This window comes from Arthrobacter wenxiniae (genome assembly GCF_013376105.1).
Classification (GTDB): domain Bacteria; phylum Actinomycetota; class Actinomycetes; order Actinomycetales; family Micrococcaceae; genus Specibacter; species Specibacter wenxiniae.
In genome coordinates, this window is sequence record NZ_JAAMFM010000014.1 from 37,876 (window position 1) to 63,305 (window position 25,430).

Below are 25,430 nucleotides of genomic sequence, written 5' to 3' on the forward strand. Positions count from 1 at the left end.
TGTTGTTTGGATCACACATTCAATTCGGCGGTGCCACAGCGGTTGGTGGCTAGACTCTTGGAATGCAGCAACCTCGCCCCGTCTTCCGGCCCCCCCTGCGATTTCCAGGACGGGCGCCCATCGGCGGAAGCCTGGCGCTGGGCATCGACATTGGGGGGACCAAGGTGGCGGCCGGCGTGGTGGATGGCCTGGGCAACATTCGCGAGGAACTCCGCCGGGAAACGCCAGGCCGCGACCCGCGGGCAGTTGAGGCCGTCATTGTTGAACTGGTGCGTGAACTCGGGACCCGGCACGAACTGCGCAGCGTGGGCATCGGCGCTGCCGGCTGGATGGACCTCGACGGCGGCACCGTGGTCTTCAGCCCGCACCTTGCCTGGCGCAACGAGCCGCTGCGCCAAAACCTTGAAGGCCTCCTGAACCGGCCGGTGACCCTGGCCAACGACGCCGATGCCGCGGCCTGGGCGGAATGGCGCTTTGGCGCCGGCCGCGGCCAGGACCGCCTCGTCTGCCTGACGTTGGGCACCGGGATCGGTGGCGCACTGGTGGTGGACGGGCGCGTGGAGCGCGGCAGCTTCGGCATGGCAGGTGAGTTTGGCCACCAGATCATCATGCCGGGCGGGCACCGCTGTGAATGCGGCAACCGCGGCTGTTGGGAGCAGTATGCCTCCGGCAATGCGCTGGGCAGGGAGGCGCGGGAACTGGCCCGGGCAAAGTCGCCGATGGCCACCGAACTGCTGGCCGCCGTCGACGGCATCGCTGAAGACATCACCGGCAGTGTGGTGACCGAGCTGGCCCTGGCGGGTGAGGCGACGTCCCGGGAACTCGTGGAAGAGGTGGGGGACTGGCTGGGCCTGGGCATCGCGAACCTGGCCGCGGCGCTCGACCCGGCACTCTTCGTTGTGGGAGGGGGGCTGTCCGCCGCCGGCGACCTCCTGCTGGCACCGGCCCGGCGTGCCTACGCCAAGAACCTCACCGGGCGCGGGTTCCGCCAGGAGGCTGTCATAGTGGGCGCCCAGCTGGGGCCGGCTGCCGGGCTGATCGGCGCCGCCGACCTGTCGCGGGTGCGCCAGTCCGACCGCCTTGGCGTGCGCCGGCGCCGCAAGCGGCTGCGCTGACTACACGACGGCGCCGTCGCCGCCGTCGTGGTCGCGGTTCTTGGGCAGCCGGTAGATCAGGTACGCCGTGCCGGCCAGGAAGGCCAAAATCACGCCGAGGACGCCCACCAGCGGCATGCCGCGCCAGAAGATGGCGGCCAGCACCAGCAACATGGGTCCTCCGGCCGCGCCGATCCACGAGAGCATGATGGCCGGATCGGCGCCCGCCAGGCTGGGCAGCTCTCCGGGCACAAATTCCTCGTCCAGGTCCTCAGCCTCATAGTCTCGGGGACCGCCCGCTGCGGCCCCGCCGGCGTCTTGATCGCCGGTGAAAGCCGGTTCCCCGGGCGCCGGAGAGAGTTGTTGGCGCCACACACCGAGCGGATCGAAGTCGCCCACGCCCCTGGCCCGGCCATCGCCGCCCACCGCGGCAGGGCCCGGTTCCGAGGCGCCGGGCGCGGCACCTCCGGCGGGAGCGGGTGCGCCGGCGTCGGCCGCCGCATCCATGAAGCTGTCATCCGGCTCCTGGAGGCGCGCCACCAGCTCGCGCCACACCGCCTCATCGCTGTCGCCGGCGGCCGGCGTGTCGTGGCCGTGGTCAGATTGCACCTGCATGCCTCCGAAAGAAGTCGCGGGACTGGGAAAATATCTGCTCCGCGTCGTTGTCCATGGTCGCCACGTGGTAGCTGTTCATCAGCGGCACCACCTCGAACTCTGCCGCGCCGATGCGGGCCTTCAGCAGGTCCATGCTGGACTCCGGCACCACGTGGTCCACCGAGGAACGGAAGACGAGGGTGGGCGCCACCACGCTCGGCAGCAGCGCGATGGTGTCCGTGAGCAGCTTGCCCAGCTCATGGACGGCGGCAACGGGCGTGCGCGCATACGCACCTTCAGTGATCCCCGGCGCCTTGATGTCGTCGCCGATGGCCGGCGTGCTTTTGAGCACGTGTTTGAGCAGGCCGGAATATTTGGCCCGCGGGTCCCCAAACGTGAACACGGGATTGACGACGGCGACCCCACCCACCGGGTGCCTGGCCGCCACCCGCAGCGCCAGCGCGCCGCCCATGGACAGGCCGGCGACAAACACGGTGTCGCAACGGGAGGAAAGTTCCAGGTAGGCGGCCTCAAAGTCGCGGTACCAGTGTTCCCACGGGGTGCGCGACAGGTCCTGCCACGTGGTGCCGTGGCCCGCCAGCAGCGGCATGTTGACGCAGAAGCCGGCATCGGCCAGGAAGTCGGACCAGGCCCGCATGCTGACGGTGGAGCCGGTGAAGCCGTGGCAGACCGCCACCCCGACCCGCGCCAAACTGCCATGTCCGTCCGAGCGGAACGATTGCGCCGTCGCCATGGGGCCTCCGTCAAGTCAAGTGCCATGAGTATATGCACCAAGGCTGTGCAGACACCAAAGGCGCTGCACACGCGCGTGACCGCCTGTGCCGCCTCTCTCACTAGACTACTGTTGTTACGGTCGATGCGGGTGCTCGCACTGACCACGCCTGGCTGACCCCGGCCCCGCCGGAGAGGAACTTTACAGTGATTTATTGGGTGCTCAAGAAGATCTTCCTCGGACCGGTCCTCAAAATCCTGTTCCGCCCCTGGACCAAAGGACTGGACAACCTGCCCGCCGACGGGCCGGCAGTTTTGGCGAGCAACCACCTGTCCTTTTCGGACTCCATCTTCATGCCGCTGATGGTGCCCCGGCCCGTGGTTTTCCTGGCCAAGAGCGACTACTTCACCGGGCGCGGCCTCAAGGGGCGGCTCACGGCCGCCTTCTTCAAGCTGACCAACCAGCTGCCCATGGACCGCTCCGGCGGCAAGGCGTCCGCCAACTCGCTGCAGACCGGCGTCGAGGTCCTTAACGGAGGCGGCCTGCTGGGCATCTACCCGGAGGGCACGCGCAGTCCCGACGGCCGGCTTTACCGTGGCAAGGTGGGCGTGGCGAAGCTGGTGCTCACCGCGAACGTGCCCGTGATCCCGGTGGCCATGATCGGCACCGACAGGGTCCAGCCGATCGGCAAGCGCATCCCCAACATCCGCCGCCTGGGCATCATTTTTGGCGAACCCCTGGATTTTAGCCGCTACCAGGGCCTGCAGGACGACCGCTTCGTCCAGCGATCGGTGACGGACGAGATCATGTACGAACTCATGCGCCTTTCCGGGCAGGAATACGTTGACTCGTACGCCAGCACGGTCAAGGAAAAGATTGCGGCCGAAAAGGCCGGCAAGGCTGCCGGCGCCAAGGCCGGGAAGGCGCCGGAATCCCCGGACGGCTCCGATGCCGCCAAGAAGGCGGCCGATGCGGTGCGGGTTGACCCGACCACCGCGGTGCCACCCGGAACGGTGACCGTCATCGGAGCGAAGGTGGAGCCGAAACGCCCCTGCCTCGAGCCCGGTGACGGCACGGAGGAGGACGGTGCCGTGGCGGACGCAACGGCCTCTGACGGCATGGCCTTGGACGGCCCGGCGGCGGACGACCCGGCAGAGGTCAAGGCCGTGCCGGACGAGGCGCCGCCGGAAGCGGCGCAACCGTAGCTGGCAGCGGGTCCCGGATGCCGCCGTCGCAGGCCGTCGCAGGCAAGGGGTCCTGGGCAAGTGGTCCTAGGCAAGGGAGGCAGGCGCGGACCATCTCATGACGCGGACGCGTTGCCGCCGCGGCGGCGCGGAGGGATACTCTTAAGGCGTGACTGACCTTACCTCCCCCGCAGCGACCGCACCCGTCGCCGGCATGTCCATTCCCGGTGCCGCCGTGTACCCCGGCCTCGACGATTGGCGCGATCTTCCCATCGCCCAGCAGCCCACCTGGGCCGATCCCGATGTCTTTTCCACCAGCGTGAAGGAACTTTCCACCCTTCCGCCGCTGGTCTTCGCCGGCGAGGTTGACGTGCTGCGCTCCCGCCTGGCCCAGGCTGCGCAGGGCAAGGCGTTCCTGCTCCAGGGGGGCGACTGCGCCGAGACCTTTGAGGCGGCCACCGCGGACAGGATCAGTGCACGCGTCAAGACCATTCTCCAGATGGCCGTGGTGCTCACCTACGGCGCGCAGCTGCCCGTGATCAAGATGGGCCGCATGGCCGGGCAGTTTGCCAAGCCGCGCTCCTCCAACGACGAAACCCGCGACGGCGTGACACTGCCGGCGTACCGTGGCGACATAGTCAACGGCTTCGAGTTCACGCCGGAGTCGCGCAAGCACGACGCCTCCCGCATGCTCAAGGCGTACCACACCTCCGCCTCCACGCTTAACCTGATCCGCGCATTCACCCAGGGCGGCTTCGCGGACCTGCGACTGGTCCACGAATGGAACCGCGGCTTCACCTCCAACCCGGCGCACAGCCGCTACGAGAAGCTGGCCAAGGACATAGACCGGGCCATCAAGTTCATGGCCTCCTGCGGTGCGGACTTCGAGGCCCTGAAGACGGTTGAATTCTTCGCCAGCCACGAGGCCCTGCTGCTCGACTACGAACGCGCGCTCACCCGCATCGACTCCCGTACAGGGACGCCGTACGACACCTCCGCACACTTCCTGTGGATCGGTGAACGCACCCGCGAGCTGGATCAGGCGCACGTGGACTTCCTCTCCCGGGTCCGGAACCCGATCGGTGTGAAGCTCGGCCCCACCACCAGTGCCGACGACGCGCTGCGCCTGATCGAGAAGCTGGACCCGAACCGCGAGCCCGGCCGGCTGACGTTCATCACCCGCATGGGTGCCTCCAACATCCGTGAGAAGCTGCCGAACCTGGTCGAAAAGGTCACGGCCTCCGGCGCGCAGGTGCTGTGGGTGACCGACCCCATGCACGGCAACACCGTCACCTCGCCCAACGGCTACAAGACCCGCAACTTCGACGACGTCATCGACGAGGTCCGCGGCTTCTTCGAGGTCCACCAGGCCCTCGGCACGTTCCCGGGCGGCCTGCACGTGGAGATGACCGGCGACGACGTCGCCGAATGCCTCGGCGGCGCGGACCCCATCGACCAGGAAGCCTTCCTGACCGGCTATGAGTCCGTCTGCGACCCCCGCCTGAACCACAAGCAGTCGCTGGAAATGGCGTTCCTCGTGGCAGGGGCGCTCGGCCAGAACAAGTAGAACACCGCCGGCGGCGGCCCGACGTTTTTCCGTCCGGCTTTCCGGCCCTCGGCCGCGGGCGGCCTCCGGGCCTCCCTGACGCCGGACTACAAAAAACGCCGGATCCGCCGCCGGGCTAGACCACCGTCAATGTGATTTCGGAACCTTTGGGCAGCAATCCAGACTTGTCCTGGTCAGCCACGCGTCCCAGCACGGGGAAGCCAAATGTATATTTCACTGTAACCTTGAAGCCCAGGTCCCGCAATGCACTTTCCGCGACGCTGGCTTTTTGGTCGATGAAGCTTGGTGCTTCAACCATGACCGGGCCCTTGGAGATTGTCAGGGTGACGGTGCCGCCGGCCGTGAGCGTTCCGCCGTCGGGCGATTGGGACACCACGGAGCCGGCGGGGACCTTGGCGCTGTTGACCTGTTCGGGTGCGATGGCGGCCACCAGGCCCAGGCCCTCTAAGGCGGCCTCGGCGTCGGCGGAGGTCTTGCCCACGACGGAGGGCACGGCAATGGGCCTGGGCCCCTTGGACACCACGACGTCCACCTTCGTGTTGCCACGGAATTCCGTGCCGGCGTCGGGGTGCTGGCCAATCACTGTGCCGGCCTTCGCCTTTTCGTCAAAGGCCTCCGTCACGGCGCCCACCGCCAGGTGCCCGCCCGTCAGGGCGGACTTGGCGTCCGCCAGCGTCCTGCCGGCCAGGGCGGGAACAGGGTAGAGGACCGGGCCCTTGGAGACCAGGATCGTCACGCCTTGAAACTTGCGCTGTTCGGTGCCTCCGGTGGGATCGGTGTCCACCACCAGCCCGGCGGCCGTCTTCTCGTTGAAGACCTCGGACGTTGCGGCCCGTTCAAAACCCTGGGCCAGGATCATCGCCTGCGCCTGCGCCACGGTCTTGTTGTGGACCTCGGGCACCGTGGCGAGTGCGCCGGGACCCAGCGCCAGGAACCAGCCGGCCGCTGCGACCAGCAGGCCAAGCACCAGGATGGCCAGGATCCACAGGGCTGCTCGGCGCCTCGGGTGCGCGCTGCCCAGGGTCGCCACCGGCTGGGAGGCCGCCCTGGCGCGTTCCCTGGCGGCCGCCCGGGCCTCCCGCTTGGACGGCGCCGCCGGGCCGGAAGCCATGATTCCGTGGTCGACGCCGGCACCCGGCCCGGCCGCCGCCGTCCCGTAGGGCGCGTCGTGGGGCTCGGCGCGGCCGGCGTCGTCCACGTACAGCCGGCGCACGGGAGGCAGCACACTGGTGTGCTGGGAGGGCGGCGGGGTGATGACCGAGGTGGCGTAGTCGGCTGCGCCGGCGTTGCCGAGCGCCTCCGTCAGGTTTCCGGGGTACCCGCCGTCGTTCCCGAATGAGGCAGTCAGCGCCTGCGTCTCCGCCGCCTGCGGGGGGCGGGACCCTCCGCGGCTTCCGCCGGCGTCGAGTTCCTCCGGCGTCAGGGTGCGCCGGATGTGGCGCAGGTCCTCCAGGAGCGAGGCGCCGTTGGCCGGACGGTTGTCCGGGTCCTTCTCCGTCATGTAGCGGACCAGCTCGTCCATTTCCGCCGGGAGGCCCGGCACGGCCGCGGACGGAGCCGGGACGTTGTCGCGCACGTGCTGCATGGCCACGGCGACGGGGACCTGGCCGCGGAACGGCTGCTGGCCGGTCAGGAGCTCATAGAGCATAATGCCGGCGGAATAGATGTCGCTGCGCGCGTCGCCGCCTTCGCCGTTGACCAGCTCGGGGGCGATGTATCCGAGGGTGCCCAGCAGCGTCCCGGTGTTTGTCGTGGTGGTGACGGCGCGGGAGAGGCCAAAGTCGCCAATCTTCACCCAGCCGGTGTGTGAGACCAGCACGTTTTCGGGCTTGACGTCGCGGTGCACCAGCCCGGCGGCATGCGCGGCCGCCAGGCCTTCCACAATGGGGTCCAGCAGGTCCAGGGCCTGGCGGGGCGTCAACGGGGCGCGGGAATTGACAACGTCACGCAGGGTGTGGCCGTCAATGTATTCAAGCACCAGGTAGGCGTGTTGCGCGCCAACGCCGTGGTCGTGGATCTGCACCACGTGCGGGTGGGAAAGGCTGGCGGCGCTCCAGGCCTCGCGTTGGAGGCGTTCAATGAAGGCGTGGTCGGTGGCCAGGTGCGGGTGCAGGATCTTTAGCGCGATGTTGCGGTTGAGGCGGGTGTCCTTGGCCAGGTAGACGGTGGACATGCCGCCGCGCGCCACCTTGGACAAAACCAGGTAGCGGTCATCGACTGTGGACCCGATCAAGGGGTCGTGGGGCACGTCTTGCACCCTTCAAGCTTATGGGGTGAATCAAAATTGGGCCGCCGGCGACACTCGCCGGCGGCCCCCTGCCTTGCCCTGCGGGCGCTGATTTAGCGGAACAGCTTCCTGTTTGCCTTGATGCTGGCCACGTAGTTCTTGGTGTCCGGGAACATGCCGTGGACGCTGACGGAGTATTGGCCCTGGTAGTAGCCAGCTATGGCCAGGTCCTCGGTCTTGGCGCCCTTGAGGAGGGCGCGGATGATGGCCACGCCGGCCGTGACGTTGTCCTGCGGGTTGAGCAGGTTCAGCTTGCGGCCCACCATCCCGGAGGCCCAGTCGCCGGCGTCGGGGATGACCTGCATGGTGCCAATGGCGTTGGCGGGGGAGACCACCTGGTGGTTGAATCCGGATTCCTGTTGCGCGAACGCCATGGCCAGCGACGGGTCGACGCCCATGCTGGCGGCCGTCCGTGCCACCATTTCCTTCATCTGTGCGCGGGTGGGTGCCGGTGCGGCGAGCAGGGCGCGCAGGTTCTTGTTCGCGTCGGCCACCACCGCATCTGGGTACGTGTAGTGCAGGAACGTGTTGGGGACGCCGGGTGCCGCGGGCTTGATCGGGGTGATCGAATTGGATGCCGCGCTGACGCCCGGGATGGTCAGGGTCTTGCCGGCATAGATGGTCCCGTTGACGGAGATCCTGTTCGCCGAGGCGAGGGCCTGCAGCCCCACGCCGTGCTTCGCCGCAATGCCCGAGAGCGTGTCGCCTGACTTGATGACGTACTTGCTCCCGGATGCGGGCTTGGTGCTGGAAGCCTTGGCCGGGGCGGGAGCCGGGGCGTTCGATGTTCCCAGCTTGATGACCTGGCCGGGGTAGATGATGGTTGCTGTGTTCATGCCGTTGGCGGCCAGCACGGACGCCGTGGAAAGGCCGTGCCTGGACGCGATGGCCGAGAGCGTGTCACCGGACTTGACGACGTACGTGCTCGAGGACGCGGGCCTGGCGCTGGCGGCCTTGGCCGGTGCCGGTGCGGCGGCCCGGGCTGCGGTCCTGCCCAGCTTGATGACCTGGCCGGGGAAGATGACGGAGGAGTTGTTCAAGCCGTTGGCGGCCAGCACGGACGCCGTGGAAAGGCCGTGCCTTGCGGCAATGGCGCCAATGGTGTCGCCGGACTTGACGGTGTACCTGGCAGTGGAAGTGCCGGCGGTTGCCTTTGCCCGAGCCGATGGCGCGGCGGCCGTGCTGCCCGTGGTGAGCTTGATCTGCTGTCCCGGATAGATGATGCTCGTGGCGCTGAGCTTGTTCAGGGCCAGGACGGCGCTGGTGGACAGGCCGTGGCGTGCGGCGATGGCCGAGATGGTGTCCCCGGCCGCAACCTTGTAGGTCTTTGCGACAGGTGCCAGCGGCGCAATGCGCGAGGGAAGGGAACCGGCCACCACGGAAGAGGGGATTCCTGCCGTCTTTGGGCTCGCCAGGACAGCCGCGGCAAGACCGCCGTGGGTGAGCGCGGAGGGAAGGACCTTGGGACCTGCCGGAGCCGGTGCCGCGGCGGCTGGCTGTGCAAGCGCAAGCGAAGAAAGCATGACGACGGGAATGGCCGCCGTGGCAACAGCCGCCAATTGCTTGCCGCCGGCGGGCGCGAGCCGGGAGGGACGTTGGGAAGTCATGGGTGCGATCCTCTGGTTTCCGGGACGGATGGTGCTCATGATGATGGTGTTACTTGTGTGACTAATGTGAATTTACACCAAAACCGCGCAACTGGCAGCGCCCGGGATGCAATCCGTCCAAACCACAGCAGTGTAATTTACTGGCCGGTAAGCCGGGGCACCCGTGCCGGTGTGCAGAGCGCGCCTTCCTGTGGGAACCTTGGACACGTGAGTAATGTAGAAAAAGTAGTCAGTGAATGGTTGCCGCTGCCGGATGTCGCAGCCAAGCTGGACGTGTCCATCACCAAAGTCCATGCCCTTGTCAAGGACGGCTCACTGCTGGCCGCCCGGGTGGGGGAACGCTCCATCCGCGCCGTGCCGGCAGAATTCTTCAGCGGCGACCACATCGTGGAGAGCCTGCGCGGCACCATCACCGTCCTGCATGACGCGGGCTTCGACGACGAGGAAGCCATCACCTGGCTGTTCACCACGGATGAATCGCTGCCGGGCCGCCCGATCGACGCCCTCCACGAGGGCCGCAAGACTGAAATTCGCCGCCGGGCCGCCGCGCTGGGCTGGTAGGAACGCGCTCGGCCGGTGGGAAGCGGGACCGCGGGGTCCCGCTAGGACGTGCGGGACACGGCGCTGCGGCCCAGCGCCGACAGTGCCTCTGAAATGGCACCGTCAATGGGGAGCTGCGCCAAGGCGGTGAAGGCTGCGGTGCTGAGGTCGGCGATCATGGCCTCCGTGCCCGTCAGGGCCCCCGACTTGACCATGATTGAACACAGGCTGTCGATGTCGGCGTCGCTGAGGTCCTGCCGACCCAGATGCGTGTCAACAAATTCCCGATCCGCCTCGCCGGCCGCGGCGATCGTCAGGCCGACAAGCACCGTGCGCTTCCCCTCGCGGAGGTCGTCACCGGCCGGCTTGCCGGTCTGTGCCGGATCACCAAAGACGCCCAGGACGTCATCGCGCAGCTGGAAGGCCTCGCCCAGGGGCAGTGCGAAGGCGCTGTAGCCGGCCAGGAGTTCCGGGGAGGCCCCGGCCAGCGCACCGCCCAGCACCAGGGGATGTTCGGAGGAGTACTTTGCACTCTTGAACCGGATGATGGCCGCCGCCCGGGCGACGGCGGTGCTGTGCGGCTTGGTGGGTCCGGAGACTTCCTCGAGGATGTCAAGGTACTGCCCGGCCATGACCTCGGTGCGCATCAGGTTGAATATGGCGCGGGCACGGCTTGCGGAACCCGAACCGATGGACGCAAACATCTCCTCGCTAAAGGACAGGCACAGATCCCCGGTGAGGATGGCGGCCGCGTGCCCAAACCGTTCCCGGTCCAGGGCCCAGCCGCGGCCGGCGTGCAGGCTGCCGAACTGCCGGTGCACGCTCGGGCCGCCGCGGCGGGTGTCCGAGCGGTCAATGATGTCGTCGTGGATGAGGGCCGCTGCCTGGAACAGCTCCAGGGCAGCCCCGGCCTTGATGATTTCCTCGGCGCCGGGAGCGCCGCCGGCGCCGCGCCAGCCCCAGTAGCACAGGATTGCCCGCATTCGCTTTCCGCCCGTGACGAGCGACGCGATGGAATCGACCAGCACCAGGGCGTCGGGGGAGATGCCCGCCAGCAGCGTGCCCTTTTCGGCCAGGAATTCCTGCAGCGTCAGCGCCACCGCTGCGACAAACGCCTCCTGCTCAGCGGCCGTTGATTCCATGGGCGTGGTGGCAGATGCGGTCATGCGGGGTGGGTCCTTGCTGTGGGTGGTGGGGTGCCGGCGCCCACTATGGCGCCCGCGGCGATTTGTCCATGGGTGCGGTGGAACAGGCCTATTTGAGTGATGCCGGGAGTACGCTGGCCCCGACTGTCACCGTTGACGTGGTCCCCGTCTGCACGATGGCCACGTTCACACTTTCCTGTCCGGAGGCGCGCACAAAGGTTTTCGAGGGGGTGCCGTCAACCGAATTGCCCGGCAGCGCCGTGAACTTCTGGCCCTCGTACACCTTGGTGTAGTAGGCCAGCACGTCGGCTGGCTTGGCCGTCACGGTCTCGGTGAGGGATGCCACCGATATGGGTGTGGTCCGCTGCAGGCTGGATGCCTGGACCTCCGCACCCTTCATCAGGGGGATGAGCTTGACGGGGAATCCTGCCACCAGTTCCTTGGTGGCGGTTTCCGCGGTTGGCGTGGCAGAGGAGGCACCTGCGGTGGCGGACCCTGCCGGAGAGGAGGACGACGCCATTGATGCCGCAGGCGCCCCGACGCTGGAGGATGCGGCCGGCGTCGCCGGGCTGCCGGAGCAGCCCGTGAGCGCCATGGCCGCGGCAAGGACTGCCCCCGCGGGAAGCGCCCACCGCAACCGCCTGCCTGGGCGCAAGGGGGCAATATTGCTGCTGGTCATCACTTGTTTTCCTTAGCTGCCGGTGGCGGTGCAATGGCTCCTGTCCAGTTTACCCAATCGCGGCAGCCCGCCCGGCCGTGGCCTCCCACCGCTCGCAAGCTCGCGGCGGGCCCCTCGGCCACTAACGCTTAGTGGCCTCCCACCGCTCGCAAGCTCGCGGCGGGCCCCCCGGCCACTAACGCTTAGTGGCCTCCCACCGCTCGCAAGCTCGCGGCGGGCCCCTCGGCCACTAAGCTTGATCCGGTGGAACAGCATCCCCGCCGCATCCCGGAACGCCCCCGCCGGCCGGACAGCAGCCGCGCCGAGGCGGAACTGCGCCGCGGGCAGGAGGGCCGGGTCCTGGACCAGGCCGGATGCACCATCATGCACGTGGACATGGACGCCTTCTTCGTCTCCGTGGAACTTCGCGAGCGGCCGGAACTAAAGGGCCGCCAGGTCATTGTCGGCTTTCCGGAGGGGCGCTCGGTGGTGCTCTCGGCGTCGTACGAGGCCAGGGCGCTCGGGGTGCGCTCCGCCCTTCCCATGGCCACGGCCATGCGCATGGCCCCGTCCGCCGTCGTCATTGAACCGCGGCACGGCATCTACCACGAGGTCTCCACCCAGGTGATGGCATTGTTCAACTCCATCACGGACAAGGTGGAGCCGCTCAGCGTGGACGAGGCCTTCCTTGACATCTCCGGGGCCCTGCGGCGTCTGGGCGAGCCCCTGCACATCGGCGCCATGGTGCGCCGGCAGGTGGAGTCGCAGCTGGGAATCACGGCCTCGGTGGGGATAGCCGCCTCCAAGTTCGTGGCCAAGATCGCCTCCACGCGCTGCAAGCCGAATGGCATGCTTCTCATTGAGAAGGACCGCACCGTGGAGTACCTGCACACGCTTCCCGTCCAGGCGCTCTGGGGCGTTGGCGCCAAAACCCTTGAGGCACTCCAGCGGCTGGGCATCTTCACCGTCGCCGATGTCGCCGCCACCCCGGTGGCCGTGCTGAAAAAGACGCTTGGTGCCGGCGGCGTCGCGCTCCACAACCTGGCCTGGGGCATCGACCCACGGCCTGTCGCGCCGGTTCGCGTGGAAAAAAGCATTGGCGCGGAGGAGACGTTTGCCGTTGACACGTTCGACGACGACGTCCTCACCAAGGAACTGCTGCGGCTCTCGCACCGCGTGGCGGGGCGCCTGAGGGAGGCGGGGCTGGCCGGGCGGACCCTGGCGCTGAAGATCAAGTACGCCGACTTTTCCGCCGTCAGCCGTTCCAAGGCGATGCCCGCGGGCATCGACAGCGCCGGGCAGATCTACGCCGGGGCCACGGAACTGCTGCGCGCCCTTGGCACGCGGCCGCAAAGCGTGAGGCTGGTGGGTGTCCGGGTGGAATCCCTGGAGCCGGCCAGCTCGGCACCGCTGCAGCTTGCCCTCGATCCGCGGGAGGACAATGGACGTAGCGCCGAGATGGTGGGGGATGCCATCGCAGCGAAGTTTGGCGCGGCCGGAATTGTGCCCGCCAGGCTGCTCAAAACCGTCCGCACCAACCTGGATCAGAACAGCCGGGAAACTTTTTGACAGGCCGCCCGGGAGGTGCCCTGCCCGGGTTTCAGTTCCGCCAAAACACGCCTATTGTTAGTAGTAGGAGTCAGCCATTAATGACTTCAAAACTCGTTGGTGCCCTGCGGGATCCGGTTCAAAAGACCGGTTCGCGTCCCACAGGGAACTAATGCGGGCATAGAAGGCGTTAACGAGTTAAGACGTCCATGGCCCTGACATGAAGGAGGTCGTCATGCCCCTCTCGGAGCACGAGCAAAGACTGCTTGACCAACTGGAGCAGCAGTTGCACGCCGAGGATCCAAAGTTCGCCCACACCCTGGCTTCGGATCCGGCGCGTTCATTGTCGACACGGCACATTGTGATCGGGGTCCTGGTCACGATTGCCGGCATCATGGTGTTGCTTGGCGGCGTGGCCCTCAAGATAATCGTGGTGGGGATCCTCGGCTTCCTCATTATGGGCGCCGGCGTGTACATCGCCATTTCCCGACCCAAGTTCAAGGGCAGCCCCACGGCAGGCGCCAAGTCCGCGACAAAGCAAAAGAGCGGCTTCATGAACAGCCTCGAGGAACGCTGGGAAGAGCGCCGCAAGGACCAGTAGCCGCCAGCGCCCGGAGCCGCCCCGTGCGCGGGGCGTGACGTCACAGCTGGCCAAGGGGGCCGGAACCGGCACACACGGCCCCCCGAGCATCCGGACGAGCATGGAAGTGCCGACAACGCCCGCAGTGCGGGCTTTTTTTGTGCCCGAAAAGTCCCCCTCCACTTCCCGCCACCCGGCACCCTCCACTTCCCGCCACCCGGTCCAATTCGCTCCCTGGCAGGCCGGACTGGGGTGAAAAGGGGACACTCCTTGGGCTGCCACGGCGGTCCGTGGCCCGCGGGGCGAAATTTCCCTCCACCGCGCACCAGCGCTCGGATCCCAGCACTGGTGCGGAACATTCCGTGCGACACGCCCACTTTGGGACCTTCTGGCGTTGACGGTGGAGCATTGTGGAGTAAGGTGGAGCGCGTAAGAGGGTAATGGTGGAAGGTTGTTCCAGCGGCTCGATGGGGAAGGTGGTGGGGATGTTTCTCGGAACACACTCGCCGCGCCTTGACGAAAAGGGCCGGATCATCCTTCCAGCCAAGTTCCGGGAGGAACTGGCCGGTGGACTTGTCCTGACCAAGGGGCAGGAAAACTGCATCTACGTCTTCAGTGCCAGGGAGTTTGAAAAGGTCCATGCGGACATGGTCGGCGCGCCAATGCAAAACCGGCAGGCCAGGGACTATATCCGCGTCTTTCTCTCCGGTGCGTCCGACGAGGTGCCGGACAAGCAGGGGCGTGTGACCATTCCGGCCACCCTCCGCGCGTATGCGGGTCTCGAGCGGGAGCTGGTGGTCATTGGTGCCGGCAACCGCGCTGAAATCTGGGACGCGGGCGCTTGGAGCAGCTACCTCGAGGCACAGGAGAAGGCTTTCTCGGAAATCGACGAGGACGCCATCCCCGGTAACACCCAGCAATAACGAACCACCATGGGAATGACCCCGTTGTGAGCGGAAAATGGCCGGATCTTGGATGAGATCTCCACCCGCCCGGCAGTGTCCATCCTGGCTCACCTTCCCCGGAGCCAGGCAGGACAGCGCTCGGCGCGGAGGGGGATCTGGTCCAAGAACCACAACCGGCGCCCCTGACCTGGCGCCGAACCCCAAGAAGCAGTGCGGACCCATCGAGAGCCATGAGAAACGGAGGCGTGATGACGTCGGAAAATCCCGCGCCACCCACGTCCGCCCGCCACACCCCCGTTTTGAAGGACCGTTGCATCAACCTGCTGGCCCCCGCCTTCGAGACTGCCCGCCAGGCCGGCCGCACCCCGGTCGTCGTCGACGCCACGCTCGGCATGGGAGGCCACAGCGAGGCCATGCTGCAGCGATTTGACGACCTCCACGTGGTTGGCATCGACCGGGACACCGAGGCGCTGGCCCTCGCGGGGGAAAGGCTTTCGCCCTTTGCCCCCCGGACCGACCTGGTCCACGCCGTTTACGACGAGATTGCGTCCGTCCTGGAGGATTTGGGCATCCCCGCCATCGACGGCGTCCTCATGGATCTTGGCGTGTCCTCCCTCCAGCTGGATGAACGGGAGCGTGGCTTCGCCTACTCCTTTGACGCACCCCTGGACATGCGCATGGACACAAGCCGCGGACAGACGGCGGCCGACGTGGTCAACAGCTATTCAGAAGAGGACCTGGTGCGCATCATCCGCACCTGGGGCGAGGAAAAGTTTGCCGGCCGCATAGCCAACCGCATCGTTGCGGCGCGCAACAAGGCGCCCCTGACCCATACCGGAGAGCTGGTGGAGATCATCCGCAACGTGGTCCCGTCCGGGGCGGCCCGGACCGGCGGGCACCCCGCCAAGCGGACGTTCCAGGCACTTCGCATCGAGGTCAACGAGGAACTTGACGTGCTGGAACGCGCGGTCCCCGCCGCCGTTGACGCCCTGGCCCTGCACGGGCGGGCCGTGGTCATGTCCTACCACTCGCTGGAGGACAAGGTCGTCAAGGCCGTCTTTGCCGCCGGATCGCGCTCCAGCGCCCCGGCCGGGTTCCCCGTCGAACTCGAGGAACACAAGGCGACGCTGAAACGGCTGACCAAGGGAACGGAAGTTCCCACCGAGCAGGAAATTTCTGAAAACCCCCGGGCCGCCTCCGCGCGGCTGCGGGCAGTGGAAAAAGTGAGAATCAGGAGCGCCGCATGAGCCAGGCCGCAGCACGCATGGTCACCCCGACAGTGGGCAACACTGCCCGCGCACTGTCCCTGGACGAGCTGCATCCCGCAACGCGTCCGCCCACGGAGCGGAAGTCCCCGCATGCCCGGACGCCGCTGTCGCTGGTGGTGTCCGCACCGCGGCGGAGCCGCACGCCCGTGGTGGTGTCGCTGTTCCTGTTGGTGGTGGGAGCCCTGGCCGCCGTGCTGATGATGAGCGTGTCCGTCTCCCAGGGCCAGTACCAGCTGGTGGATCTGAAGAACCAGCAAACGGCACTGGAAAAGTCCAACCAGGCGCTGCAGCTGGACCTCTCGGCCCAGGAGGCACCCCAGAGCCTGGTGGCGCGTGCCACCGGCATGGGCATGGTCCCGGCAGGCGCCACGGGCCAGATCGACCTCCAGACCAGGAAGGTGACCGGGAACCCGCTGCCGGCCACCGCCGCGACCAAGGGCCTGGTGATACTCCCGCCAGCCGACATTAACAAGCCTGAAGCGCAGCCCGCCAAGGCCGCGTCCGCAGCCCAGGACGGCGGAACCGCTGCCAAGGCGGCGGCCCGGGCCGCCAAGGCGAAGGCGGGGGCATCTTCCGGCACGGCAGCGGCGGCGCCGGCCGCCGTGACACCGAATTTGAACGGCGGCACCATCCCCGCCCCGGCGCAGAAGGCCAGCTAAGGTTTTAGGAAAGCACACGGCGGACCCTGGCGTCCGCGCAGGCTAGACGGCAAGGAAAAGCAGTGGCACAAGACTCCACCAACACGGCACGGGGTGCAACTGCACACCAATTGAACAAGGTCGGCCGCGGCCGCATGCGCATTGGCTTCATCGCGATGATCGTGTTCCTGCTGGTCATCGCCGGCAAGCTGGTGATGATCCAGGGCCTGGATGTCGGAAAGATGGCCGAGGCCGCCGAAACCCAGCGGACGGTGAAACAGGTGCTGCCTGCCGTGCGCGGAAAAATCGTGGACGCCAACGGCAAGGTGCTGGCCGAGAGCATCCTGCGCTATGACATTACCGTCAACCAGGTCAACAGCGCCCTGTACCCGGAGTACAAGCACTACGACCAGGCCACGCAAAAAACGCTGACGTACACCCGCGCGGAGGGACTCCAGCAGCTGGCCGACGTCCTCTCGCTCCCCATCGACCAGGTGCAGAAGGCAGCCACCGGGACCAAGGTCTTCAACTACATCGTCAGGGACGTCAGCCCGGCGGTCGAAGGCAAGGTCGCGGCGCTGGGCGTGCCGGGCATCTATTCGCAGGCACAGACCAAGCGTGTCTACCCGATGGGCTCGGTGGGCGGGCCGATCGTCGGTTTCGTGGGCTCCGACGGCAAGGGCCTGGCCGGGATCGAGCAGACCATGAACGCCAAGCTCACCGGCACTGACGGCTCGCGCACCTATCAGGCCGGCAAGAACGGCATCATCATTCCCACGGCCCCCGTCGAGACCGTTCCCGCCGTCGACGGCCAGACGGTCAAGCTCACCATCAACGAGGACATCCAGTACTACGCCCAGCAGGCGGCGCAGCAGCAGAAGGAACAGTACAGCGCCGACTGGGCCAGCATCACCGTGCTGGAGGTCAAGACCGGCAAGGTCATCGCCATTGCGGACAGCGATTCCTATGACCCCAACAATCCGGGTGCCTCCAAGACCGCGGACGTCGGCTCCAGGACCGTGAGCGACGTGGTGGAACCGGGATCCACCGAAAAGATCGTCACCACCTCGGGCGTCATGGAAAAGGGCCTCTACAACCCGATGAGCCACTTCCTGGTGCCGCCGTCGCTCACCATCGGCGGCCAAACCTTTGACGACGCGTTCGTCCACGGCACCGAAAAACGCACCCTGGCGGGCATCATTGCCGACTCCATGAACACCGGCACTGTCATGGCGGGCTCCAAAATGACCAAGAAGGAGCGTTACGACTGGCTGCACAAGTTCGGGGTGGGGCAGAGGACCGGGATCGACCTTCCCGGTGAAAGCCCCGGAATCCTCGTCCCCTGGCAGCAGTGGGACGGTCGCCAGGAGTACACGGTGCTGTTCGGCCAGGGCGTGGCCCAGACGCCCCTGCAGTCAGCCTTCATCTACCAGACAGTGGCGAATGACGGCATGCGGCTCAAACCCCAGATCATCGACTCCACGACGGCCGCCGACGGCACGGTGGACACCGTCAGGCAGGCCCCCGGCATCAAGGTGATCTCCCCCAAGACCGCGGCGGAGGACCGGCTCATGCTGGAGGGCGTGGCCACCATGTCCCACTACAACGCCATTAACATTCCGGGCTACCGGGTGGGCGGCAAGACCGGGACGTCGGAGGCGCCGGCGGCGAACGGCGTCGGCTTTGACGGGTACACGTCGTCGTTCATTGGCATGGCGCCCATGGAGGACCCGCAGTACGTGGTGGCAATCACGGTCCAGCGGCCCAAGGGGAGCATCTACGGCGTGACGCAGGGGGCTACATTTAATCAGGTGATGGGACAGGTCCTGCGCACCTACAACGTGCCGCCGTCCACAACGCCTCCCGCCATGCCGCCGAAGTTCTACAAGTAATGCCGGCGGCCCGGACCGACATGAGAGACAGGCATTTGGTGGAAAAGAAAGCTGCCCCTGTGCGTCCCGCGCACCACGGCTCCGTGCCGCTTGGGCGGATCGCGGACGTCGCGGGCGCCCACGCCGGTACCGGTGCACAGGTGGCCGTGACCGGGGCCAGCCTGGACTCCCGCAGCATCCTGCCCGGGGACCTCTACATTGCCGTGCCGGGGGCGCACGCCCACGGCGCCGACTTTGCCGCCTCCGCCGTGTCCTCGGGCGCCGTGGCGGTGTTGACGGACGACGCCGGCGCGCGTCTTCTCGCAGACACCCTCCCCGTGCCCGTGCTCGCCTGCCCGGATCCCCGCGGGGCCGCCGGGGCGGTGGCGGCCCTTGTGTATGGCACGGGGGAGCGGGACGCAGCGGCCATGCCGCTTTTTGCCGTGACAGGAACCAACGGCAAGACCACCACCACCTACTTCCTCAATTCACTGCTGCGCGCGCTCGGAAAGACCACCGGGCTCATTGGGACCATTGAAATCCTGGCCGGCGACGAACCCATCCCCAGCAAGCTCACCACGCCGGAATCAACGGACGTCCACGCCCTTTTGGCGGCCATGGCCGAGCGGGGGCTGGGGGCCGCTTCCATGGAAGTGTCCTCGCATGCGCTGGCCTTTGGCCGCGTGGATTCGGTGGTCTTTGACGTGGCCGGCTTCACCAACCTCACCCAGGACCACCTCGACCTGCACGGCGGCATGGACGGCTACTATGCCACCAAGGCCCAGCTGTTCACCCCCGCACGAGCGAAGCGCGCAGTGGTCACCGTGGACGACACCTGGGGCCGGCGCATGGCCGCCGAGGCATCGGTTCCCGTGCAAACGCTGTCCACCACGCCGTCCGCCGCCCGCACGTCAGGCGAGGCCCGGGCAGACTGGCGGGTGTCCGAGATCCACCGGGACGGCATTGGCTCGCGCTTCCGACTCGACGGCCCGCATGACACCAGCTTCTCGGTGCGCACGGGGCTGCCCGGGGACTTCAACGCCTCCAACGCGGCCCTGGCGCTGGTGATGGTCGCGGAGCAGCTGCTGGCCGCCGCCGAGGGCAGCGGGACGGCCCGCAGGGCAGCCCTGCCCGCCGTCCAGGCCGCCCTGCAGCACGCCCTGGACGCGCACGACCCCTTCACGCTGGCCGTCCCGGGACGCATGCAGCTGGTGGGTACCGCACCGGTGGCCGTAGTGGACTTTGCCCACAATCCGGACGCCCTGGAACGGGCCCTGCTGGCGGTCCGCTCCCCGGAACCAGCCGCCCGGGTCATTGTGGTGTTCGGCGCCACCGGGCAGCGCGACGCCACCAAGCGCCCCGTCATGGGAGCCGTGGCCGTGGCGGGTGCCGATGTGGTGATCATCACCGACGACGACCCCCATGACGAGGACCCGGCCGCCATTCGCGCGGAGGTGCTCAAGGGCGCCCTGGCGGCCAATGAGGGGCGCACGCCGCGGCGGCTGATTGAAGAGCTTGACCGGCGGGCCGGCGCGATATTCCGCGCCGTGGAGCTTGCCGGCCCGGGAGACACCATCCTCGTTGCGGGCCGGGGACACGAGGTCCATCAAGAGGTCAAGGGTGTCAACGTTGCCTTGGACGACAGGGTGGAACTGCGGCTGGCCCTGGAACACTTTGGATTCCCCGCCACCACAGCCGGCAGGATAGAGTCATAAACCGACATGATTGATTTTTCAGCGGCTGAAATTGCCGAGCTATGCAATGGGCGGCTTTCCGCCGGGACGGATCCCCACATCCGCATCGACGTGGGACTGGTTGCCACCGACTCCCGGGACGCTTCCGCCGGCAGCCTGTACGTGGCCAAGGCGGGGGAACATGCAGACGGCCACGACTTCACCGCGGCGGCCTTTGCCGCCGGGGCCGTGCTGGCCCTGGCCGAGCGCGACGTTCGTGCCCCGGAGGGGGCGTCCGGCGCCGGGACGTACTTCCCGGCGGTCGTCGTCGCCGACGCCGTGCTCGCCATGGGCGCCCTGGCCGCCGAGGTGGTGCGGCGGATCCGGGCGCACTCGCCCCTGACGGTCATCGGCATCACGGGCTCCGCCGGCAAGACCACCACCAAGGACCTGCTTGCCGGGATCCTGGCGCCGCTGGGTGAAACCGTGGCCCCCGTGGGCTCCTACAACGGCGAGGTGGGCGTGCCCCTGACCGTGTTCCGCGCCGTGGAAACCACCCGCTACCTGGTCATTGAAATGGGTGCCACGAAGATGGGCCAGATCAACTACCTGGCAGGCCTGGTCAACCCGGACATCGGCGTGGTCCTGTGCGTGGGCAGCGCCCATGCGGGGGAATTTGGCTCCATCGACAACATCGCCCGGGCCAAGGGCGAACTCGTGGTGGCGCTGTCCGCGGGCGGCACCGCCATCCTGAACTTTGACGACCTGCGGGTCCGTGCCATGTCGGGGCGTGCCGTTGCGCCCGTCATGTGGTTCACCAGTGCCGGGCCGGCGGGGCCGGACGGGACCGGCACCGGGGCAGCCGCCCTCCAGGCACTCAATGTGCGGACCACGGGGGGACACCCGGAATTTGACCTGCTGTTTCCCGGGGACACCGGCGCGTATCCGGTCAGGAGCCGCCTGCTGGGCCTGCACCACGTCACCAACCTGCTGGCCGCGGCCGGCGCGGCCCATGCGGCCGGGGCCGGCCCCGCCGACATTGTGGCGTCACTGAACCGGCAGGGTGCCGCCAGCCGGTACCGCATGGAGCTCACCGACCGGGCGGACGGCGTCACCATCGTCAACGACGCCTACAATGCCAACCCGGAGTCCATGCGGGCGGCGCTGCGGACCCTCGCCGAGCTGGGTGACGGCGGCCGGCGCCGGACCTGGGCCGTGCTGGGGGAGATGCTTGAGCTCGGCGGGGATTCCGTGCTGGAGCACGACGCCGTGGGCCGGGTGGCCGTGCGCCTGAACATCTCCCGCCTCGTGGTGGTTGGCGCCCCGGCGCGTGCCATGCACGTGGGAGCGGTCATGGAGGGGTCCTGGGGGGACGAGTCCATGTTCGTGCCGGACGCCGACGCCGCTTACGCCGTGCTGGAACGCGAGCTTTCCCCCGGCGATGTGGTGCTGGTCAAGTCCTCCAATGGTGCGGGGCTGCGCTTCCTCGGCGACCGGCTGCTGGGCGATCGGATAGCATTACCCACTAGCGCCGCCCCGGAAGACCCCCTCGAACAGACACCCGGTGAAAGGACCCAGCAGGCATGATTGCATTGCTCATCGGCACCGGCCTGGCCCTGGCGTTCGCCATGGTTGGCACGCCCTTGTTCATCCGGCTTCTGGTGAAAAAGGGATACGGGCAGATCATTCGCGACGACGGCCCCACCACGCACCAGATCAAGCGCGGCACCCCCACCATGGGCGGCACCGTGGTGGTTGGCTCCGTGGTGGGGGCCTACTTTCTGACGCACCTGATCATCTGGCTGCTCAACCCCGCGTCCCAGGGCCCCACGGCGTCCGGGCTGCTGATGATCTTCCTGATGGTGGGCCAGGGCCTGGTGGGATTCCTGGACGACTTTTTGAAGATTTCCAACCAGCGCAGCCTGGGCCTGGATGCCAAGGGCAAGCTGGCCGGGCAGGGCATTGTGGGCATCGCCTTTGCCATCATGGCACTCGGCTTTCCGGACGGCACCGGGCGGACGCCGGCCAGCACGTTCATCTCCTTTGTCCGCGACATCCCCTCCCTGAACCTGGCGTTTGCCGGTGCCGGGCTGGGCGTGGTCCTCTTTGTCATCTGGTCCAACCTGATCATCGCGGGCACCACCAACGGCGTGAACCTCACCGACGGCCTGGACGGGTTGGCCACGGGGACCGCCATCCTCGTGTTCGGCGCCTACACGCTCATCGGCCTGTGGCAGAGCAGCCAGGGCTGCGGTTCCCGCAAGAGCCCGTCAGTGGCCGCCTGCTACGCGGTCCGCGACCCGCTGGACCTCTCGCTGATTGCCGTCATCATGTTTGCCGCCCTCATCGGCTTCCTGTGGTGGAACACCGCGCCGGCGAAGATCTTCATGGGCGACACCGGCTCGCTGGCCATCGGAGGGGCCATCGCCGGCTTTGCCATTCTCTCGCGCACGGAAATCCTGTTGTTCATCATCGGCGGCCTGTTTGTGCTCATCACCCTTTCCGTCATCATCCAGGTGGGCTTCTTCAAGCTCTCCAAGGGCAAGCGGGTGTTCCGCATGGCACCGCTCCAGCACCATTTTGAGCTTAAGGGCTGGGCCGAGGTGACGGTGGTGGTGAGATTCTGGATCCTCGCCGGGCTCATGGTGGCCGTGGGACTGGGCGCCTTTTACGCGGAATGGATCGTTCGACTGTGACAGACACGGCTTCAACCCCCGCCAACCATGCAGTCTCCGGCCGCCTGGACGGGCTGACCCGCTGGGAAGCCGACTGGGCGGGCCTGCGCGTGGTGGTCACCGGCATCACCAAGACAGGCTTCTCCGCCGCGGACACGCTGGCCGAGCTCGGCGCCCGCGTGGTGGTGGTGGCCGCCTCGGACGACGACGCCGCCCGCCACGCCGCCGACACCCTGAAGATGGTGGGCGTCCACGAAGTGATCCTCGGCGAGGCCGGCTCCACCGTGCTGCCCCTGGTGGACGGGGAGCCCGCGGAGCTCGTGGTCACCAGCCCAGGCTACAAGCCCTCACACCCGCTCCTGGCGGCGGCCGCGCACGCCGGCATCCCCATCTGGGGCGATGTGGAGCTGGCGTGGCGCGTGCGCATCCGCGAAGGGCGCAGGACGGCCGAATGGATCACCATCACCGGTACCAACGGCAAGACCACCACCACCACCATGGTGGAGCACATGCTCCAGGCCGCCGGGCTGCGCGCCATCGCCGCCGGCAACATCGGCACCCCCATCCTGGACGCCGTCCGCGACCCCGATGGCTGGGACGCCCTGGCCGTGGAGCTTTCCAGCTTCCAGCTGCACTGGACCCGGTCCCTGGAGCCGGTCTCCAGCGTGTGCCTGAACCTGGCCGAGGACCATGTGGACTGGCACGGCAGCTTCGAGGCCTATGCCGCGGACAAGGCCAAGGTCTACGCCAACACCAAGGTCGCCTGCGTCTACAACGCGGAGCAGATTGAAACCGAACGCATGGTGGAAGGGGCCGACGTCCGCGAAGGCTGCCGCGCGGTGGGCTTCACCACGGGCATGCCTGCCATCAGCATGGTCGGCGTGGTCGAAGGGCTGATCGTGGACCGGGCCTTCATCGCAGAACGCAAGGATTCCGCCGTCGAGCTGGCCCACGTCAGCGACATCGCAGAGCTGGTGCCCCGGCACCTCGTGGCCAACGCGGCCGCCGCGGCGGCCCTGGTGCGTGCCTACGGGCTCACCCCGGAGAACGTGCGCGACGGGCTCAGGGCCTTTGAATCCAGCGAACACCGCATCCAGCCCGTGGCCACGTCCGGCGGGATCCTGTGGGTCAACGACTCCAAGGCCACCAACCCGCACGCAGCCTCCGCCTCGCTTGCCGCATTCAAGCCCGTCATCTGGATTGCCGGCGGGCTGTCCAAGGGGGTCGAGTACGACGAGCTGGTCCGCACCCACGCCGGCCGGCTCAAGGCCGTGGTCCTCATTGGGGAGGACAGCAGCGCCCTGGCCGGCGCATTGTCCCGACACGCCCCGGATGTGCCGGTCATTGAGACCGGAAGGGCCCAGACTGACAAGGAAGGGATGGTGGAAACGCCCATCTTTGGCGACGTCGTCATGGCACAGGCCGTTGCGGCCGCGGCCGCGCTTGCCGCGGACGGCGACACGGTGCTCATGGCCCCGGCGTCCGCCTCGATGGACCAGTTTTCCTCCTATGCCCACCGCGGCCAGGCGTTCATCGACGCGGTCCGGGAGCTGTTGGAACGACGGGCGAGCGCCAATAAGGAGTCATAATGGCCAGAACGCCGGTACAACCCGGAACTTCCGCCAAGGGGCATGCCCCCCAAACGCACACCGCCCCAGCGGCGGAGGCGGCCGGCGCCACCGGCCCGCAGCGTCTGCGCCACCGCCTCAACGAATTGGCCGGCCGGCCCAGCGCCTCCTACTACTGGATCATCGGCACCACGGTGGCCCTGACGTGCATCGGACTCATGACGGTGCTCTCGGCCTCGGCGGCCGAATCCATTTCCGAAGGCATGGACCCGTACACCTTGTTCATCAAGGAGAGCATCTTCGCCGCGGCGGGGATGGTGCTGATGATGGGCCTGTCCTTCGTGCCGCCCTCGGGGCTGAAAAAGATGGCCTGGCCCGCCCTGGTGCTGTCGATCATCCTGCTGATGCTCGTCGTCTTCACCCCCCTGGGCGTGTCCATTGGCGGCAACCGGAACTGGATCAGCTTCGGCCCGTCCGTCCAGTTCCAGCCCTCCGAGGCCGCCAAGCTGGCCCTGGCCCTGTGGATGGCGATGGTGTTGGCCCGCAAGGGGGACCTGGTCCGCCAGTGGCGCCACACCGTGATGCCTGTCGTCCCGGCGGGCGTGGTGGTGGTGGGCCTCATCCTGGGCGGCCACGACCTCGGCACCGCGGTGATCACGATGTCCATCATCGGGGCCGGGCTGTTCTTTGCCGGAGGCAGCAAGCGCGTGCTGGTCTCCGCCGTCGGCCTCGGCATCGGCGTTGCCGCGCTCATGGCGGCAGTCAGCGGCAACAGGACCGCGCGGCTGTCGGGGTTTTTCGGCAACTGCGACAACGGCCAGGGCCTCTGCGACCAGGCGCAGAACGGGCTGTACGCCCTGGCGTCGGGGCGCTGGTTCGGCGTGGGCCTGGGCCAAAGCCGGCAAAAGTGGAGCTGGATCCCGGAAGCCCACAATGACTTCATCTTCGCCATCCTCGGAGAGGAGCTGGGCCTCATCGGCACCCTCGCCATTATTGTCCTCTACGCGATCCTGGCCTTTGCCATCTTCCGCGTCATCATGCGGCGCAACGACACCTTGGCCCGTGTTGCCTGCGGCTCCGTGCTCGCCTGGATCATCGGCCAGGCCTTTGTGAACATCGCCATGGTGGCCGGCCTCCTTCCCGTGATCGGCGTGCCGCTGCCCTTGATTTCCTACGGAGGCAGCGCCCTGGTGGTGACACTGGCCGCCCTGGGGGTTGTCCTCTCCTTTGCCCGCACCGCCCGGGAACCCGCCGGCGGGCCAACCCCCGCCCCCCAAGAAATGCACTGAAAGAAC

The 25,430-nt window shown here is 67.6% G+C and carries 20 protein-coding genes and 1 pseudogene; 15 read left to right on the forward strand and 6 right to left on the reverse strand.

Going from position 1 to position 25,430, the window contains the following annotated elements:
• The first annotated feature begins 62 nt into the window (after nucleotides 1-62).
• On the forward strand, nucleotides 63-1,115 hold the full coding sequence (locus G6034_RS10735; RefSeq protein WP_176635112.1) for an ROK family glucokinase: 1,053 nt from the start codon (nucleotides 63-65) through the stop codon (nucleotides 1,113-1,115).
• Here the strand turns inward: G6034_RS10735 and G6034_RS10740 are convergent, their stop codons facing one another.
• Nucleotides 1,116-1,709: a hypothetical protein gene (locus G6034_RS10740; protein WP_176635113.1), complete on the reverse strand. Its 594-nt coding sequence runs from the start codon at nucleotides 1,707-1,709 to the stop codon at nucleotides 1,116-1,118.
• Nucleotides 1,693-2,442: an alpha/beta hydrolase gene (locus G6034_RS10745; protein ID WP_176635114.1), complete on the reverse strand. Its 750-nt coding sequence runs from the start codon at nucleotides 2,440-2,442 to the stop codon at nucleotides 1,693-1,695. Before G6034_RS10745 ends, G6034_RS10740 begins: the two co-directional genes overlap by 17 nt.
• Before the next feature lie 185 nt (nucleotides 2,443-2,627).
• Between G6034_RS10745 and G6034_RS10750 the strand changes: the two are divergent.
• A pseudogene (locus G6034_RS10750) lies at nucleotides 2,628-3,407 on the forward strand (lysophospholipid acyltransferase family protein); the annotation flags it as partial.
• Between the two features lie 412 nt (nucleotides 3,408-3,819).
• Nucleotides 3,820-5,172 (forward strand): class II 3-deoxy-7-phosphoheptulonate synthase, encoded by a 1,353-nt coding sequence (locus G6034_RS10755; protein ID WP_218063822.1) that lies wholly within the window; start codon nucleotides 3,820-3,822, stop codon nucleotides 5,170-5,172.
• Between the two features lie 115 nt (nucleotides 5,173-5,287).
• Here G6034_RS10755 and G6034_RS10760 read toward each other — a convergent pair whose 3' ends face one another.
• Nucleotides 5,288-7,420: a Stk1 family PASTA domain-containing Ser/Thr kinase gene (locus tag G6034_RS10760; RefSeq protein WP_343038014.1), complete on the reverse strand. Its 2,133-nt coding sequence runs from the start codon at nucleotides 7,418-7,420 to the stop codon at nucleotides 5,288-5,290.
• 92 nt (nucleotides 7,421-7,512) lie between these two features.
• Nucleotides 7,513-9,066: a LysM peptidoglycan-binding domain-containing protein gene (locus G6034_RS10765; RefSeq protein WP_246295654.1), complete on the reverse strand. Its 1,554-nt coding sequence runs from the start codon at nucleotides 9,064-9,066 to the stop codon at nucleotides 7,513-7,515.
• Nucleotides 9,067-9,273: 207 nt separating this feature from the next.
• Here G6034_RS10765 and G6034_RS10770 point away from each other — a divergent pair, with 207 nt between their 5' ends.
• Entirely contained in the window at nucleotides 9,274-9,627 is a 354-nt protein-coding gene (locus tag G6034_RS10770; protein ID WP_176635117.1) for an Rv2175c family DNA-binding protein, read from the forward strand.
• 41 nt (nucleotides 9,628-9,668) lie between these two features.
• On the opposite strand, the gene G6034_RS10775 is transcribed toward G6034_RS10770, so the two are convergent.
• On the reverse strand, nucleotides 9,669-10,772 hold the full coding sequence (locus G6034_RS10775) for a polyprenyl synthetase family protein (RefSeq protein WP_246295656.1): 1,104 nt from the start codon (nucleotides 10,770-10,772) through the stop codon (nucleotides 9,669-9,671).
• An 88-nt stretch (nucleotides 10,773-10,860) separates the two neighbouring features.
• Nucleotides 10,861-11,430, reverse strand: a complete 570-nt coding sequence (locus tag G6034_RS19815; protein ID WP_246295658.1) for a hypothetical protein — start codon at nucleotides 11,428-11,430, stop codon at nucleotides 10,861-10,863.
• 312 nt (nucleotides 11,431-11,742) lie between these two features.
• Between G6034_RS19815 and dinB the strand changes: the two genes are divergently transcribed.
• The 11 genes from dinB to ftsW all read left to right on the forward strand — a co-directional run bounded on the left by dinB (nucleotide 11,743) and on the right by ftsW (nucleotide 25,424).
• Nucleotides 11,743-12,978 carry a DNA polymerase IV gene (gene dinB / locus G6034_RS10785; protein ID WP_425485513.1) on the forward strand — a complete coding sequence of 412 codons (1,236 nt, stop codon included), beginning with the start codon at nucleotides 11,743-11,745 and terminating at the stop codon, nucleotides 12,976-12,978.
• Between the two features lie 214 nt (nucleotides 12,979-13,192).
• Complete coding sequence (locus G6034_RS10790; RefSeq protein ID WP_176635118.1) at nucleotides 13,193-13,558, forward strand: DUF3040 domain-containing protein; 366 nt, start codon at nucleotides 13,193-13,195, stop codon at nucleotides 13,556-13,558.
• Between the two features lie 464 nt (nucleotides 13,559-14,022).
• Nucleotides 14,023-14,460: a division/cell wall cluster transcriptional repressor MraZ gene (gene mraZ / locus G6034_RS10795; RefSeq protein ID WP_176635119.1), complete on the forward strand. Its 438-nt coding sequence runs from the start codon at nucleotides 14,023-14,025 to the stop codon at nucleotides 14,458-14,460.
• A 230-nt stretch (nucleotides 14,461-14,690) separates the two neighbouring features.
• The gene (gene rsmH, locus G6034_RS10800; protein WP_176635120.1) at nucleotides 14,691-15,689 is read left to right on the forward strand and encodes a 16S rRNA (cytosine(1402)-N(4))-methyltransferase RsmH; all 999 of its coding nucleotides are present in this window, start codon (nucleotides 14,691-14,693) and stop codon (nucleotides 15,687-15,689) included.
• Complete coding sequence (gene ftsL, locus G6034_RS10805) at nucleotides 15,686-16,369, forward strand: cell division protein FtsL (protein ID WP_246295659.1); 684 nt, start codon at nucleotides 15,686-15,688, stop codon at nucleotides 16,367-16,369. Before rsmH ends, ftsL begins: the two co-directional genes overlap by 4 nt.
• 62 nt (nucleotides 16,370-16,431) lie before the next feature.
• Entirely contained in the window at nucleotides 16,432-18,240 is a 1,809-nt protein-coding gene (locus G6034_RS10810) for a peptidoglycan D,D-transpeptidase FtsI family protein (RefSeq protein ID WP_343038015.1), read from the forward strand.
• Nucleotides 18,241-18,260: 20 nt separating this feature from the next.
• Nucleotides 18,261-19,934 carry a Mur ligase family protein gene (locus G6034_RS10815; RefSeq protein ID WP_425485510.1) on the forward strand — a complete coding sequence of 558 codons (1,674 nt, stop codon included), beginning with the start codon at nucleotides 18,261-18,263 and terminating at the stop codon, nucleotides 19,932-19,934.
• Between the two features lie 6 nt (nucleotides 19,935-19,940).
• A complete protein-coding gene (locus G6034_RS10820; RefSeq protein ID WP_176635122.1) occupies nucleotides 19,941-21,479 on the forward strand; it encodes a UDP-N-acetylmuramoyl-tripeptide--D-alanyl-D-alanine ligase in 1,539 nt (512 codons plus the stop codon).
• Nucleotides 21,476-22,588: a phospho-N-acetylmuramoyl-pentapeptide-transferase gene (mraY, locus tag G6034_RS10825; protein ID WP_176635123.1), complete on the forward strand. Its 1,113-nt coding sequence runs from the start codon at nucleotides 21,476-21,478 to the stop codon at nucleotides 22,586-22,588. Before G6034_RS10820 ends, mraY begins: the two co-directional genes overlap by 4 nt.
• Nucleotides 22,570-24,156 (forward strand): UDP-N-acetylmuramoyl-L-alanine--D-glutamate ligase, encoded by a 1,587-nt coding sequence (gene murD / locus G6034_RS10830; RefSeq protein ID WP_176635124.1) that lies wholly within the window; start codon nucleotides 22,570-22,572, stop codon nucleotides 24,154-24,156. The genes mraY and murD overlap by 19 nt, the downstream gene beginning before the upstream one ends.
• A complete protein-coding gene (gene ftsW / locus G6034_RS10835; protein WP_176635125.1) occupies nucleotides 24,156-25,424 on the forward strand; it encodes a putative lipid II flippase FtsW in 1,269 nt (422 codons plus the stop codon). The genes murD and ftsW overlap by 1 nt, the downstream gene beginning before the upstream one ends.
• Nucleotides 25,425-25,430 lie beyond the last annotated feature (6 nt).